Annotated in this window: 12 protein-coding genes and 4 pseudogenes; 11 read left to right on the forward strand and 5 right to left on the reverse strand. The window is 59.9% G+C overall.

Going from position 1 to position 13,014, the window contains the following annotated elements; genetic code table 11:
- Positions 1-85: 85 nt before the first annotated feature.
- Positions 86-538 (reverse strand): RICIN domain-containing protein, encoded by a 453-nt coding sequence (locus XF30_RS37435; RefSeq protein ID WP_146207817.1) that lies wholly within the window; start codon positions 536-538, stop codon positions 86-88.
- A 326-nt stretch (positions 539-864) separates the two neighbouring features.
- Here XF30_RS37435 and XF30_RS40240 point away from each other — a divergent pair.
- Positions 865-1,290: pseudogene (locus XF30_RS40240) on the forward strand (IS110 family transposase); the annotation flags it as partial.
- Between the two features lie 508 nt (positions 1,291-1,798).
- Here the strand turns inward: XF30_RS40240 and XF30_RS37450 are convergent.
- Entirely contained in the window at positions 1,799-2,251 is a 453-nt protein-coding gene (locus tag XF30_RS37450; RefSeq protein WP_146207818.1) for a hypothetical protein, read from the reverse strand.
- 135 nt (positions 2,252-2,386) lie between these two features.
- On the opposite strand from XF30_RS37450, the pseudogene XF30_RS37455 reads away from it, so the two are divergent.
- Positions 2,387-2,580, forward strand: a pseudogene (locus XF30_RS37455) (hypothetical protein); the annotation flags it as partial.
- 150 nt (positions 2,581-2,730) lie between these two features.
- Here the strand turns inward: XF30_RS37455 and XF30_RS37465 are convergent.
- Together XF30_RS37465 and XF30_RS37470 are read right to left on the reverse strand one after the other, a co-directional pair.
- Positions 2,731-3,075: a hypothetical protein gene (locus XF30_RS37465; RefSeq protein ID WP_109146007.1), complete on the reverse strand. Its 345-nt coding sequence runs from the start codon at positions 3,073-3,075 to the stop codon at positions 2,731-2,733.
- Positions 3,075-3,392: pseudogene (locus XF30_RS37470) on the reverse strand (transposase); the annotation flags it as partial. The pseudogene XF30_RS37470 and the gene XF30_RS37465, both read right to left, overlap by 1 nt.
- 75 nt (positions 3,393-3,467) lie before the next feature.
- Here XF30_RS37470 and XF30_RS39710 point away from each other — a divergent pair.
- The 8 genes and pseudogenes from XF30_RS39710 to XF30_RS37505 all read left to right on the forward strand — a co-directional run bounded on the left by XF30_RS39710 (position 3,468) and on the right by XF30_RS37505 (position 10,157).
- A complete protein-coding gene (locus XF30_RS39710; RefSeq protein ID WP_244609127.1) occupies positions 3,468-4,760 on the forward strand; it encodes a ribonucleoside-diphosphate reductase subunit alpha in 1,293 nt (430 codons plus the stop codon).
- A complete protein-coding gene (locus XF30_RS39715; protein ID WP_225132077.1) occupies positions 4,741-5,301 on the forward strand; it encodes a ribonucleotide reductase barrel domain-containing protein in 561 nt (186 codons plus the stop codon). Before XF30_RS39710 ends, XF30_RS39715 begins: the two co-directional genes overlap by 20 nt.
- Positions 5,292-6,365 carry a ribonucleotide-diphosphate reductase subunit beta gene (locus tag XF30_RS37480; protein ID WP_192893487.1) on the forward strand — a complete coding sequence of 358 codons (1,074 nt, stop codon included), beginning with the start codon at positions 5,292-5,294 and terminating at the stop codon, positions 6,363-6,365. The genes XF30_RS39715 and XF30_RS37480 overlap by 10 nt, the downstream gene beginning before the upstream one ends.
- Positions 6,366-6,873: 508 nt before the next feature.
- A complete protein-coding gene (locus tag XF30_RS40245; RefSeq protein ID WP_369425836.1) occupies positions 6,874-7,044 on the forward strand; it encodes a helix-turn-helix domain-containing protein in 171 nt (56 codons plus the stop codon).
- 238 nt (positions 7,045-7,282) lie between these two features.
- Entirely contained in the window at positions 7,283-7,735 is a 453-nt protein-coding gene (tnpA, locus tag XF30_RS37490) for an IS66-like element accessory protein TnpA (protein WP_109146010.1), read from the forward strand.
- Positions 7,732-8,088 carry an IS66 family insertion sequence element accessory protein TnpB gene (gene tnpB, locus XF30_RS37495; RefSeq protein ID WP_109146011.1) on the forward strand — a complete coding sequence of 119 codons (357 nt, stop codon included), beginning with the start codon at positions 7,732-7,734 and terminating at the stop codon, positions 8,086-8,088. Before tnpA ends, tnpB begins: the two co-directional genes overlap by 4 nt.
- A 122-nt stretch (positions 8,089-8,210) precedes the next feature.
- Positions 8,211-9,689, forward strand: a pseudogene (gene tnpC, locus XF30_RS37500) (IS66 family transposase).
- Between the two features lie 222 nt (positions 9,690-9,911).
- A complete protein-coding gene (locus XF30_RS37505) occupies positions 9,912-10,157 on the forward strand; it encodes a patatin-like phospholipase family protein (protein ID WP_158284454.1) in 246 nt (81 codons plus the stop codon).
- A gap of 132 nt (positions 10,158-10,289) precedes the next feature.
- On the opposite strand, the gene XF30_RS37510 is transcribed toward XF30_RS37505, so the two are convergent.
- Positions 10,290-11,048 carry a glucose 1-dehydrogenase gene (locus XF30_RS37510; RefSeq protein ID WP_109146013.1) on the reverse strand — a complete coding sequence of 253 codons (759 nt, stop codon included), beginning with the start codon at positions 11,046-11,048 and terminating at the stop codon, positions 10,290-10,292.
- Positions 11,049-12,139: 1,091 nt separating this feature from the next.
- Between XF30_RS37510 and XF30_RS37520 the strand changes: the two genes are divergently transcribed.
- Complete coding sequence (locus tag XF30_RS37520) at positions 12,140-12,913, forward strand: acetoacetate decarboxylase family protein (protein ID WP_109146014.1); 774 nt, start codon at positions 12,140-12,142, stop codon at positions 12,911-12,913.
- Positions 12,914-13,014 lie beyond the last annotated feature (101 nt).

A 13,014-nucleotide genomic window follows, 5' to 3' on the forward strand; every position in this document is an offset into this window, starting at 1 on the left:
TTTGGAAGGGGGTCGAACGATCTGGCCCGACCCCGCCCTGTGAGCACACGTAGATGAAGCCTCATCGTGCGCAGAGGATTTGCGATTACCCCGCAACTTCAACCTCGAGATCCGTAGCGCGCAGGCTCGATAGTGGTACATGCTGCCACTTCTGAGCGACTGTGCCGTTCTCCGGATAGAGCCAAATTGGGTTGCCTTCTTGCTGTCTGCTATTATTGTTATCGATGCACAGGTTGCGATTGACTAAGCTGTAGATAGGACCTGGGTTCTCCCCAAATTCCCACTGCTGGTTAGGGTTGGCAGCGTCGTAGAACTGAAGGTAGAGCCTAGCTTCCCTGATGGCATTACCGCTTGGCGCGAGTGCAAGCCGATCGCTTGCGTGAAGCCTAATGGAGCCGGCGTCAAGGTCGATATCCCAGACAATATATCGAAGGGCGGCATGTCTTTTTCGAAGTACAATTGGAGCACCCACTGCCTGATCGTGCACGCCGATCACGTAGTCCTCATTCGCCTTGTATTTGATTATAAAGCTTCCCATTTGTATGTATCCTTGCTTTCCGAAAGCGCTGTCCACCGCGCGATGAAGGTCTTTGAGCCTCACCACCCTTTGCAGCAATATACGTGCCACCGGAAAATGTTCTGTGCATTTAGAGAAAGGCGCGAGATCGTGCGCTTCCCTGTGCCCAGCGGGATGCTTACATCTCAATGTTGGCCTCCCGACGCACAATGTCTTCAGTCGGACATGGCTGAATAGTTAGACCGTATGCGCACCTCTTGCGGTGAGATGGCTCGCCCTACACTGCGCGTCCTAAGGTTGCACGGGCGTACCGAGCCGATCCTCATCACGAGGACGAGCCGTGGCAGATTATAGGAAGGCCTTTTGTCGGAATCGATGTGGCCAAGCTGAGAAATGCCGTCGGGATTGCGGATGTAGGCCGGGAGGGCGAGGTTCGGTTCTTGCGAGGTCGATGCCTTCATTGTCAACATGCGCCGCGTCATAGAGCGGATTGCCAACCGGTTTGACGCGTCCACTTCTGTTACGAGCCGGCCCAATTGGCTATGGTCTTTATCGCCTGATCCGGTCGCTCGGCCACGAATGCACTGTGATGGCGCCATCATTAATCCCGAGGAAGCCGGGCGATCGTGCGGAGACGAACCGCCGGGACGCCGTTTTCTCGCGCGGCTGCTACGCGCCGGCGAGTTAACGGCTTGTGGCTGCCTGATGAAGGTCACGAAGCGATGCGCGATCTCTTCGCGTCGCATGAGCAGCGGCTGAGATGCCGCGCGGCATAGAGCGGAGTGTGCAGGCCTGCATCTCCGCCATGATCCGCGCCTTCTCCTCGCCCATCCATCCTCGCCGCCGACGTTCCCCGGTGATCACCTCGACACGACGATAGGAATCACCTTCCAGCCTGCCATCAATATGGCACTTGCCATCGTTCCACCTCCACCGATCCGCTCATGTCAGGCTGTATCGTGCGCTAGCCGAGGGACAGCTAGATAGGGCCTCAGGCCGGTTACTGTCTTCAAGAGTAGTTCGATTAGGAACCAACGGCTCTAACGGTAGAACATCTGGTGAGCGACGTCAGGACCGAATGCGCGCGACCCACGTGACCGCGATGAATAGGCTGAGCTGACCCGCGACGTCGATCTTCGTGCAGAAGTTCGGACATCCGAGTCTTGAACCAGGCACAGCTGAAGACCCAAAACGCCTCGCCTCGACCACAGATTCCAACCAGCTGCTGTTACAGATCCAGGCACAGTTGAGTTTGAGCTGAGCATGAGCTTATCCTTTGCCTTATTGGACTGATCCGCCGTTCGACTTTCCGGCATCTCCGCCAGTGCTCGCGCGGTTCTCGCGCTTACGAATGAACGTCTCATATCCCTCGGGATTAACCTCCTTTAGGCGATCTAGCGCGCGCTCAGCTTCCAGATCGGCGGCCTTGCTATGACGCTGTTTGATCTCGTTTACTTTTGCTTCCATCCCTGTGAGCTGCCCCATTGCTGTTGTTGCATCCTCGGATGCGATCTTGAGCTTCGCGCCTGGTGTCTCCTCGATGCCTACGAGCATCGTCCTAAGCTCTTTAACGGCCTTGGAAAGAATGACCAGCTGTTCAGCTAAGCCAATCTCAGCACTTGCGTCATTATCGACTTGCCGGTGAAAATTCGGTGCGATGTCCTGCACCACCGACCCGCTGAGTGGCGCGAAAAATGGAAAACTCAACCAAGAGAACCAATTAGGGTTTGACATTGATATCCTCTCGGCCATCTTGGTGTTCTTCCTCAGTATATTCCAGCAATTGGCGTGCCAATCGGCCTTGGTATCGACGACGGCGCAAAGTACAGATATCATTTCCACCGGGCATGCGAACCTAGCGCGGCCCGGATGCACAGCTCGGCTTGTGGCCGCAGGTTAGGCGGTACCGTCAAGTTAACGAAAGTGATCAGCTATGCCGTTTGGTTGTATTTCCGGTTTCCCTTAAGCTTGCGCATGGTCTGGAAATGCTGGCGGCGCGTGGCATCGGCGTGACCTATGAAACCGTGCGCCAGTGGGGGCGCAAATTCAGCAAGCCGTTCTCCGGCTTTCAATTACCCACATTTCCAGCCGCGGCGATTTCGGCGCCGAGTTCGATGTCTGCGAGTCGGGAGAGGCCGCGCCAGATGACAACGTTTCCGGGTGGCGGACCGCCCGCCCTGGCCAAGTAGCCACCTAGCAGGCTGTTGAAGAACTCAGCTGTGTTCGCAAACGAAGGCCGAATCGTCGCCATTGTGTATGTAGAAGTGGCCGACGAGCCTGCCGGCAGTGCCGATCATGGCCCATCCGCGACCGCAGGTGGGGTCATTCTCATCGTGCCCCTGCCATGAGAACTCCGCGCAGGCCGAACCGTCTCGCGTGCCGTAGCGGACGTCGAGGAAGCCCTTCAGCGCACCGAAGGCAACTTCACCGTCGGACTTGCCCTTGAAGGTGAGATGCGCCTGTTCGACGAGATCGAGGAAGTCGCCGTCCCAGGTGTCCATTTCGACGATGCGCCAGCGGCCGGCAAAGGCCTTGGCGAAGCCGGGCACCTTGGCCATCAGCCGGCCTCCGCGATCAGCTTGGGCAGCCGCACCAGATTGTAGGCGGCAGCAGCGAAGGTAAAGGCCCATCCGACGCGTTCACGGCCACGGAAGCTGGTCTTCTCTTGCCCGGCGACCGTCTTGATCCAGCCGAATGCCTCCTCGATCCGCTTGCGGATGCGCTGGCTGACGGCATAGCCGCCGTGCCGGGTCGTTCGCCCGTCGATCGCAGAGCTGCGGCCGCTGGTGTTCTGCGCAACATGCGGCGTCACGTTCATCGAGCGCAGCTCGTTGACGAAGTCTTCTGCGTCGTAGGCCTTGTCGGCGCCAAGCGTGGTCATCTCGTCGCGCCACCGAGTGTGCGGCCGCGCCTAGCGCAGGCGAAGCCTGCGGCGCCTGAGCCGTGTCTGGTGCCCCTTTCGCCATCGCCGGCTCCGCTGCCGTGGCCCCTCGCGCCATCGCCAAAGCCGGCCGACCTCACGCTCGATCCGTCGCGCGACGACTTGTTGACGTCGTTCGGCAAGCTGACGCTGACCGACCGTTATCTGCTCGCCGGCGAAACTTACCAGGACATGTTCGGGCGGGTGTCTTGCGCTTTCGCGGACGATGTTGCGCATGCCCAACGTCTCTATGATGCGATGTCCCGGCTATGGTTCATGCCGGCCACACCGGTGCTCTCCAACGGCGGGACCACGCGCGGCCTGCCGATCTCCTGCTTCCTCAACTCGGTGGCGGACTCGCTCGAAGGCATCGTCGGTACCTGGAACGAGAACGTCTGGCTTGCTTCCAACGGCGGCGGCATCGGCACCTACTGGGGCAATGTTCGCTCGATCGGCGAGAAGGTGAAGGGCGGCGTCACTTCAGGCATCATCCCGTTCATCCACGTCATGGACGGCCTGACGCTGGCGATCAGCCAGGGCTCGTTGCGGCGCGGCTCGGCGGCGGTCTATCTCGATATCCACCATCCCGAGATCGAGGAGTTCCTCGAGATTCGCAAGGCGTCCGGCGACTTCAACCGAAAGAGCCTCAACCTGCATCACGGCGTCAACGTCACCGATGAGTTCATGCGTGCCGTGGGCGCCGGCACCGCGTTCGCTCTGCGGAGCCCGAAGACTAACGAGGTCGTCCGCCAGATCGATGCCCGCCAGCTGTGGCAACGCATCCTTGAGAACCGGCTCCAGACTGGCGAGCCTTATCTCTTGTTCATCGACACCGTAAACCGCGCGCTCCCCAAGCATCAGCGCGAGCTGGGCCTCAAGGTCTCGACCTCCAACCTGTGCAGCGAAATTACCCTGCCGACCGGCATTGATCATCGCGACGAGGAGCGCACCGCGGTCTGCTGTCTGTCGTCGCTCAACCTCGAGACCTGGGACCAGTGGAGTGAGGAGCCCACCTTCATCGAGGATGTCATGCGCTTCCTCGACAACGTGCTCAGCCACTTCATCACGGTGGCGCCGGACGGCATGAAGCGTGCCCGCTACGCTGCCCTGCGTGAGCGCTCCGTCGGCCTCGGCGTCATGGGCTTCCACTCCTTCCTGCAGGCCAAGGGCATTCCAATGGAAAGTGTCATGCAAGTCGTTCAATCTGAACATGTTCCGAAAAATCCGTCGCGACGCCGACGCGGCATCCGTGACGCTCGCGCGCGAGCGTGGTCCGTGCCCGGATGCCCTGGAACGCGGCGTGATGGCGCGCTTCAGCCATAAGATCGCAATCGCGCCGACCGCCTCGATCAGCATCATCTGCGGCGGCACCAGCGCCTGCGTCGAGCCAATCCCGGCCAACATCTACACCCATAAGACATTGTCCGGCGCCATCTCGGTGCGTAATCCGCATCTCGCCAAAGTGCTTGCGGCGAAGGGCGCCGACACTTCGGCGATGTGGCAGTCGATTATAGCACACGAAGGATCGGTGGCCCGTCTCGACATCTTGTCGGAGCACGAGAAAGCGATCTTTCGCACCGCTTTCGAGATCGACCAGCGCTGGATCGTCGAGCTTGCCGCCGACCGCGCCCCGTTCATCTGCCAAAGCCAGTCGATCAACCTCTATCTCCCAGCCGATGTCGATAAATGGGACCTTCACATGCTGCACTGGACGGCATGGCAGTGCGGATTGAAAAGCCTCTACTACTGCCGCTCAAAGTCTATCTCGCGCGCGTCGTTCGCCGGCAAGATCGGCGACAGCGACGAGGTGGCGGCGCCGCAGCCGCAGCGTACTGATTATGAGGAGTGCCTTGCATGTCAGTGATCGATCTTTCGGCCGTCGATCCGCGTACGCTGATCGGCAAGGGACGAGTGGGGCTGCTCGACTCGACCGGAACCTATGATGTCGATCGCTACGCCTGGGCTTACGAGCTCTGGAAGCGCCAGCAGCAGACCCATTGGATGGGCGAGGAGGTGCCGCTCGGCGCCGACCTCAAGGACTGGGCGTCGGACCGCGTCACCGCCAGCGAGCGCGCGCTGCTCACCCAAATCTTTCGTTTCTTCACTCAGTCGGACATCGAGGTCGGGGACAACTATCTCAAGCGCTACATCCCGATCTTCCAGCCGCTCACTGTTCAGATGATGATGTCGGCCTTCAGCAACATGGAGACGGTCCACATCGACGCCTATGCGCTGCTGCTCAAGACGCTCGGCATGCCCAAGACCGAGTTCGAGGCATTCCGCGGCTATGCCGAGATGCGCGCCAAGGCGGACTACATGCACGAGTTCGGCGTCGACAGCGTGGCCGATGTCGCTCGGACCTTGGCGATGTTCGGCGCCTTCACCGAAGGCATGGCGTTGTTCGCGAGCTTCGCCATGCTGCTCAACTTCCCGCGTCACAACAAAATGAACGGCATGGGACAGATCGTAAGCTGGTCAGTGCGCGACGAGAGTCTGCATTGTGAGGGTATCATCATGCTGTTTCACGAATGGCACCGCGAAACCGGCGCGGTGACGCGCGCTGTCCGTGACGACATCGTCGACGTCGCCAAGACCATGGTGAAGCTGGAGGAGAACTTCGTCGACCTCGCCTTCGGGCTCGGCAAGATCGAGGGCATGCGAGCTGAGCAGATCCACGCCTACGTCCGCTATGTCGCCGACTGGCGACTGACCCAGCTGCGGATTGCCCCGGACTTCGGCTTCTTCGAGGCCAAGGAGGGCGGATTCATCCAGCTCAAGCCGCATCCATTGCCGTGGCTTGTCGAGATTCTCAATGGTGTCGAGCACGCCAATTTCTTCGAGCAGCGCGCCACGGAGTACTCCAAGGCGGCGAGCCGCGGCAGCTGGGACGGCGAAAACGGGGTGTGGGCGGCTTTCGGCCGTATCTAGCCCATCTTTATTCATGAAGGGCCTGTGGGTGGCTGGCGAATGTGGTGTAAGCCGCCGATGGGACGTGGGATTCGGTTGCTGAGACCAATTCTGCGCTGACATCATCGAGGTAACCATACCGGCCATGGTCGATGATACGATTCTGCCCTTCCTGTTTCGAGCGGTCAGGCGCAAGACGATCACAGCCGCCTTTGATGGGGGGCGGCTGTTTTCAGCGGCTATGATGTGGAGGGCTCTACGACCCGAATCCGCTCGAATGCGACAGGGGACCAGAGGACTTCTCGTTCCGTGGATTCATAGCACCCGAAGGATCATTGAAATTCCTTGGCTGCGTCCAAAGGGCGCCATCAATGCGGGGCAGGGGCCCTTGCCGGCCCGGCTTAGATGCGTTCAGTCTAAGGCATGAGGCTTGGAGGTTTTGAGTGATGACGGTGCTGTCGATGAGCCGGGCTGAGATCGACCGGGTGCATGTGTTGCGGGATGTTGTGGCGGAACGGATTGCAGTGCGATGGCAGCGCAACTGCTTCGGGTCACATCGCGGCAGGCATTCCGGCTGCTGAAGGCCTATCGGATCGGAGGCCCTGCGGCACTGCTGTCGAAGAAGCGTGGCAAGCCGAGCAACCGAGCCTATCCGGCGGCGTCCCCACCATCGACCGCGCCTCCGCCGGGTCGAACATAGGGCCATCAGGCCAGCCTAGCTGTCCTCTCACCGATGACATTTCTAGTGAGCGGAACCTGCGACTTGTCTATCAGGCGCCGACACCGCGAATTTGGTGAGACCCTGCGCGGGACTGCCGAACTCGCCGTCGATCGTCGCGGACACTCCGCGGTGAGTAAGCGTCGTTCCGCTCCCACCTTCTCGCGGCGCATGGGATAGGCGAGCTTCACGATCTCTTTGAAGGGATCGGCTTGTGTCTATGCTTGACCATACGCTTAAGTCGGACGTGACGGCGCGCCGGCTGGAGGTGATCACGGAGACGGGACGCCGTCGTTGGTTCTCCAAGGACGACAAGACCCGGATCGTCGAGGAGACGCTGGCACCAGGGGCGGTCGTTTCCGAGATTGCCCGTCGACACGGGCTGAGCCCGCAGCAAGTCTTCACCTGGCGCCGGCAGGCGCGCCGGTCGCCGGCGCCGATGGCTGACGATCCGCCGTTTGTACCGGCGGTGGTAGACGCCACAGTGCCGGCGGTGGCTGTTGGCCATGAGCGCAAGACAGCACGACGCAAAGCCAAGCCGAATGTCCGGGCTCGCCGTTGCGACGCTGGGGACATCGAGATCGAAGCCGAAGGCGTTACGATCCGGGTCGGCCGAGGCGCGGACGTGGTGATGATTGCGGCCATCGTCCATGCGCTGAAGGCAGGCCGGTGATCGGCCCGTCCGGAACTGTCCGGGTGATGGTGGCAACCAAGCCGGTCGACTTCCGCAAAGGAATGGAGGGGCTTGCGATGCTGGTACGCGAGCACATGAAAGCCGATCCGTTCTCGGGAGCTGTTTATGTGTTCCGTGCCAAGCGGGCGGACCGGATCAAGCTGATCTTCTGGGATGGTACGGGTTTGTGCCTGTTCGCCAAGCGGCTCGAGGAAGGCCTCTTCCGCTGGCCGAAGATCGAGGATGGCGTGATGCGTTTGTCGGCGGCGGAATTGTCGGCGCTGCTCGAAGGGCTGGATTGGCGGCGTGTCCACGCGGCACGGGAGACGGTCGTCCCGACGCAAGCCGGATAATTGTGGGCCGCGCTGCGGCGAAGTGAATCAGAGGTATCGAGCACATCGTCAGGCGGGCGCGAATATGCTCTGATTTGCCTGTGAGCGATAACCTTCCTGATGATCTTCAGACGCTGAAGGCGATGCTGCTTGCCGAGCGGCACGAGAGCGAGCGGCTGCGCCAGATCATCAAGGAATTGCAGCGTCATCGCTTTGGCCGGAAGGCAGAGTCGCTTCCTGAGGAACAGATGCTGCTGGGCCTCGAGGACGTCGAGCAGGTCGCGGCCTCTACCGAGGCCTGTCAGGACGAGACCGCCCCGGAAGGCCGGGTGGAGCGCGCACGCAAGCGCCGCAACAATCGCGGCGCACTGCCGGCGCATCTGCCGCGGATCGAGGTCGTCGTCGATATTGACGACAAGACCTGCCCCTGCTGCCAGGGCGAGCTGCACCGGATCGGTGAAGACAAGAGCGAGCGGCTGGAGATGGTGCCGGCGCAGTTCCGCGTTGTTGTCACCCGGCGCCCCAAATACGCCTGTCGCGCCTGCGAGGACGGCGTCATGCAGGCCGAGGCTCCGGCCCGGCTGATCGAGGGCGGACTGCCGACGGAGGCAACCGTCGCCCAGGTTCTGGTTTCCAAATATGCCGATCATCTGCCGCTCTACCGGCAGGCCCAGATCTATGCCCGCCAAGGCATCGCTCTCGATCGATCGACGCTGGCGGACTGGGTTGGGCATGCCGCCTTCCATCTGCGCCCGCTGCATGAGCGCCTTCTCACGGTGCTTCGCGCGAGGTCCAAGCTGTTCGCCGACGAGACAACCGTGCCGGTGCTCGATCCCGGTCGAGGGCGCACCAAGACCGGCCAGCTCTGAGCCTATGCCGCCGACGACAGGCCCTGGGGCGGTCTCGATCCGCCAGGCATCGCCTATGTCTATGCACCCGACCGCAAGGCCGAGCGGCTGTTCAGCCATCTTGCCGGCTTCAAGGGCGTCCTGCAGGTCGATGGCTACATCGCATACCCAAAGCTTGCCGACCGCAGTGAGGTCGAGCTCGCCTTCTGCTGGGTGCACATGCGGCGCAACTTCTACGAACTCGCGACAGCCGGCCCCGCGCCGATCGCAAGCGAGGCGCTGAAGCACATTGCCGCATTCTATGCGATCGAGAAGGAGATCCGCGGCCGCAGCGCCGAGGAACGTCGCCTCGTGCGGCAGCAGAAGAGCCGGCCACTGGCTGATGCCTTCGAGGCCTGGCTGCGCGCCAAGCTGGCCCTCATCAGCCAGAAGATCAAGCTCGCCGAAGCCATCCGCTACGCCCTCTCGCGCTGGCAAGGCTTAACGCGCTTCATCGAAGACGGCCACATCGAGCTCGACAACAATACCGTCGAACGGTCAATCCGTGGTATCAAGCTCAGTCGCAAGAACGCGCTGTTTGCCGGATCCGACGGTGGTGCCGAACACTGGGCTGTCGTCGCGTCCTTGGTCGAGACTTGCAAGCTCAACGACGTCGATCCGCTCGCCTATCTCACCGACGTCCTGACCAAGATCGTCAAAAGTCATCCCAATCGCGACATCGACCAGCTACTGCCCTGGGCCTACCGCACTCAATCCCTCAAAGCCGTGGCCTGAAAACGACGCTTACCGCGGTGAGCTGCGTCATCCAACTACAACAGCGATTGTGAGAAACTTCACGATACAACCTCGGCCTGAGGCTTAGGTTAGGGTGCATCGAGTAGTGCTACGGATGTGCTGGCCCCTATTTGGTCACCACTTTGCATGTCCCGCAGCGATAAGCGATCGAGGCATCTTCGGGTTTCGCTTCCCTCGGAGTTTCAAAAGCGGGAGAAGCACATGGTGGGACGTCTTCCAGAACGTCGGATTGATCTAAAAGCGCGGCTCGAGAGTGGCGGGCCGCGCAAACATCTTGCCATAGACGGGAGCGGAATCCGAGGGGGCCTCTCGTTGAAAATTCTAGAGGAAATCGAGCGGTTGCTAACCAAGGCAAGCAACCGCGCCGACTATCGTCTGGCGGACTATTTCGACTATGTCGCCGGAACCAGCACCGGCGGCCGCGCCGGAGAGCGCCGCCAAGCCTGAACCAACGAACCACGCCGTCTTGCTGTCCACACCAGCGGGCTTGCGGGGGCGAGCATAGGCTTCGTAGTTCCCACTGCTGTACTACATCGCAACCTCAGATCTTGTTTTATGTGACAATTGATCAGCTGCTAGTCAGAAGATGCTTTCGGGCGCCTGACACTTGTACGGGACGCCGATCGTCAGACCGCCATCGACGACGATTTCGGAGCCCGTAAGATAAGAGGACTCGTCACTGAGCAGGAACAACACTACCTGTGACACTTCCGGCGGCTCGGCTGCCCGCCCAAGCGGAATGGGAAAACTGGAAGAATCGAAGTCCTTTGTCATCCAGGTGTTGATTAACCCCGGATGGACTGAGTTTATTCGAACCCCAGACGCAGCGGCCTCCAAAGCAGCGGACTTGGTAATGCCGCGCACGCCGAACTTGGAAGCAACGTAGGCGTGAAGCCCTGCACTACCCCTCAGCCCCTCGACCGACGAGATGTTGACGATCGAGCCTCCGCCCGCGCGGCGCATGGCCGGCAGGGCAGTCTGCATTCCCAAAAATACACCGGTGAGATTGACAGCAAGGGTCTTCGTCCACTGCTCAAGCGGAAACTGCTCGATAGGAGCAATACTGGCTATGCCGGCATTGTTGACGAGGCCATGCAGCGCGCCAAACTTGCTCTCCGCAGCCGCGATCGCTTGGCACCATTCCTCTGGCTGAGCGACGTCTTGACGCAGATAGATCGCGGATGTGCCAAGGCCGGCCGCGAAAGCCTCGCCTTCTTTACGAAGAATATCGGTGATCACGACTTTAGCTCCCTCCGCTACCAGCAGGCGCGCATGAGCGGCCCCCATCCCTCGAGCCCCGCCGGTCACCAGAATGACTTTTTCGCTGACACGTCCCATAATTTCGCTTCCTCGACAGTGTGGTGGTGCAAGGTCTTTGCGACATCCACTATGCACTATGTCAATCGACCCCTGGTCGATCTGCTGTGTCCCGCTGCGATGCCCAAAGGCTGTGCGTAGTGCCGTGTAACTCGGCGTGAAAACCAACTCGATAACGATTCCACGTCGTGGACACGCGTCCGCCGTTCATACATTACCGTCGGAGTGTTGAATTGGCATCACGACATTGGGCCACCTTGTTGAGCCCGACGAATCACGACCGAGTTTCCTCCGGAAGATGCGCGTGGACTGCAGGCGACGCAACGCCGGTTCCGCACAGATGCACCGTACTGAGCTCTTCGTGGCTGGCCGCGGGAGTGGGGCGCAGAACGCATGAGGTTCTCCGAGTCTTGCGAAGTGGAGTATCCATCCTGTGCAATCGGCGCGCCGAGAATCTCGTACGAATGCAAACTCACGCAACTCTTGCAGAGTTGCTACAGCTGTTCCGATCTTCTTACGCGACCTGGGTATCCGCTAGCATGCGTTTCGGGCCATGCACAGCGATAGCGTTTCGACATTAAAGCTTAGTCGAGCCTCCCAAAACTGCGAGGCGTGCGAACTCGTCATGCGTTTACGTCCCAATTGATCATGTCGGACTTTCGACATTCCGCGTGGCCAATCAAACAAGGGGGAAGGCAACAGCAGAAGAGGCGACGGTTGTCGGCGGCCTTCTCGTACATCTTCATCCGAGCGAGTCCTCTAACACCGAATGAGGTGCTTGGCATCGACGTTGCATGCGACAGATAGAGAGGCCTATCGAGTTATCATCATCGTCGGTGAGCATACTTCACGGGAATGAACGCACGATCGTCAAGCTCATTCTGCACCACAGAATTGGGGTGCAGCGCGCAGAACTGTACGCGTCGTCGGCGAGACGATCATGATCAGCGCTCTATGAGCCGAGGGATCACCGAGCTGCATTGGAGGTTGCATCATCGAGGTTGCATCATCACAGTCTCTTCAGGATGCTTCAAAAACCGAGCACTGTTGCTGAGATGAGTTAGCTGAATCTACAGTTGCGTCCAAACACTCCAAGAGCGACGAGGAATGCGATGCCCGAGGTAAAAGGTATTCCTCTTGATGCGCCTCTCTACCGTGGGAGCAGAGACCGTGGCAGCGCGTTTCTCGGCTGCCAAGCCATAAACCTTGTATTCAGCGTGGGGAGCGAGGTGTCCTCTCTACTACCGAAGGGATTAGTACCCGTAGCAAACCCTGCAATCGCCGTTGTGGGGGTCGCGAGCTATCCCTCAAGCACTGTGGGGCCGTACTTGGAGTGCTATTCAGGAATTCAAGTTCGTGATCCCGGCGGTGAGACCGGCTTTTACATTCCTTACATTTACGTGACAACGAATGATGCAGCGCTTGCCTCCGGACGAGAGGTTCTTGGTGCTCCAAAAAAGCTGGCGCACATTACTCTGATTAGAGAAGGTGGCCTAATTCAGGGTACGCTCGAGCGTCCAGCTGGCAAGCGCCTGCTGACTCTTACCGCTCAACCGGACCAGCGCATGAGCTCGAGTTCGCAACAGATGTTTTCTGCGCGGACGTATTTCTACTCGGTTCGGCATTTGCCCCCCATCAATGAGCGCGGGAAGGGCGCAGTAACGCAGCTCGTCAAATGGTGCACCGCGCGAACGTTGCGACGCGACGAGCTTGGCGATCAAGTTCAATTTACTGGACCCATCTCCCTAACTTACGACTCACCCTCGATTGTCGATCCCGTGCACAATATTGCACTTGGCGAACCCATGCTTGGCACATACGAGGAGTATGACGCCAAGCTCGAGGTCATTGATATCCTTTCGGAAACCGCAACTCCAGGCAAATAGTGTCGATAAGCTTTAGGAGTTCATCCAATCCTGAGTTCAGCCGCGGGCTCTCGGCGTGCCCATTGATGGGCCATTACAGCGACGCAAGCTAGGGTCCTAAC

This window comes from Bradyrhizobium sp. SUTN9-2, from assembly GCF_003122645.1.
GTDB classification, from domain to species: domain Bacteria; phylum Pseudomonadota; class Alphaproteobacteria; order Rhizobiales; family Xanthobacteraceae; genus Bradyrhizobium; species Bradyrhizobium yuanmingense.

Coding starts and splice junctions, on each gene's coding strand:
- tnpA (WP_109146010.1), top strand. CDS start 7,283: ATGCTTGACCATACGCTTAAGTCGGACGTGACGGCGCGCCGGCTGGAG.
- XF30_RS37450 (WP_146207818.1), bottom strand. CDS start 2,251: ATGTCAAACCCTAATTGGTTCTCTTGGTTGAGTTTTCCATTTTTCGCG.
- XF30_RS37480 (WP_192893487.1), top strand. CDS start 5,292: ATGTCAGTGATCGATCTTTCGGCCGTCGATCCGCGTACGCTGATCGGC.
- XF30_RS37510 (WP_109146013.1), bottom strand. CDS start 11,048: ATGGGACGTGTCAGCGAAAAAGTCATTCTGGTGACCGGCGGGGCTCGA.
- XF30_RS37465 (WP_109146007.1), bottom strand. CDS start 3,075: ATGGCCAAGGTGCCCGGCTTCGCCAAGGCCTTTGCCGGCCGCTGGCGC.
- XF30_RS37435 (WP_146207817.1), bottom strand. CDS start 538: ATGGGAAGCTTTATAATCAAATACAAGGCGAATGAGGACTACGTGATC.
- XF30_RS40245 (WP_369425836.1), top strand. CDS start 6,874: ATGGCAGCGCAACTGCTTCGGGTCACATCGCGGCAGGCATTCCGGCTG.
- XF30_RS37520 (WP_109146014.1), top strand. CDS start 12,140: ATGCCCGAGGTAAAAGGTATTCCTCTTGATGCGCCTCTCTACCGTGGG.
- XF30_RS39715 (WP_225132077.1), top strand. CDS start 4,741: ATGGCGCGCTTCAGCCATAAGATCGCAATCGCGCCGACCGCCTCGATC.
- XF30_RS37505 (WP_158284454.1), top strand. CDS start 9,912: ATGGTGGGACGTCTTCCAGAACGTCGGATTGATCTAAAAGCGCGGCTC.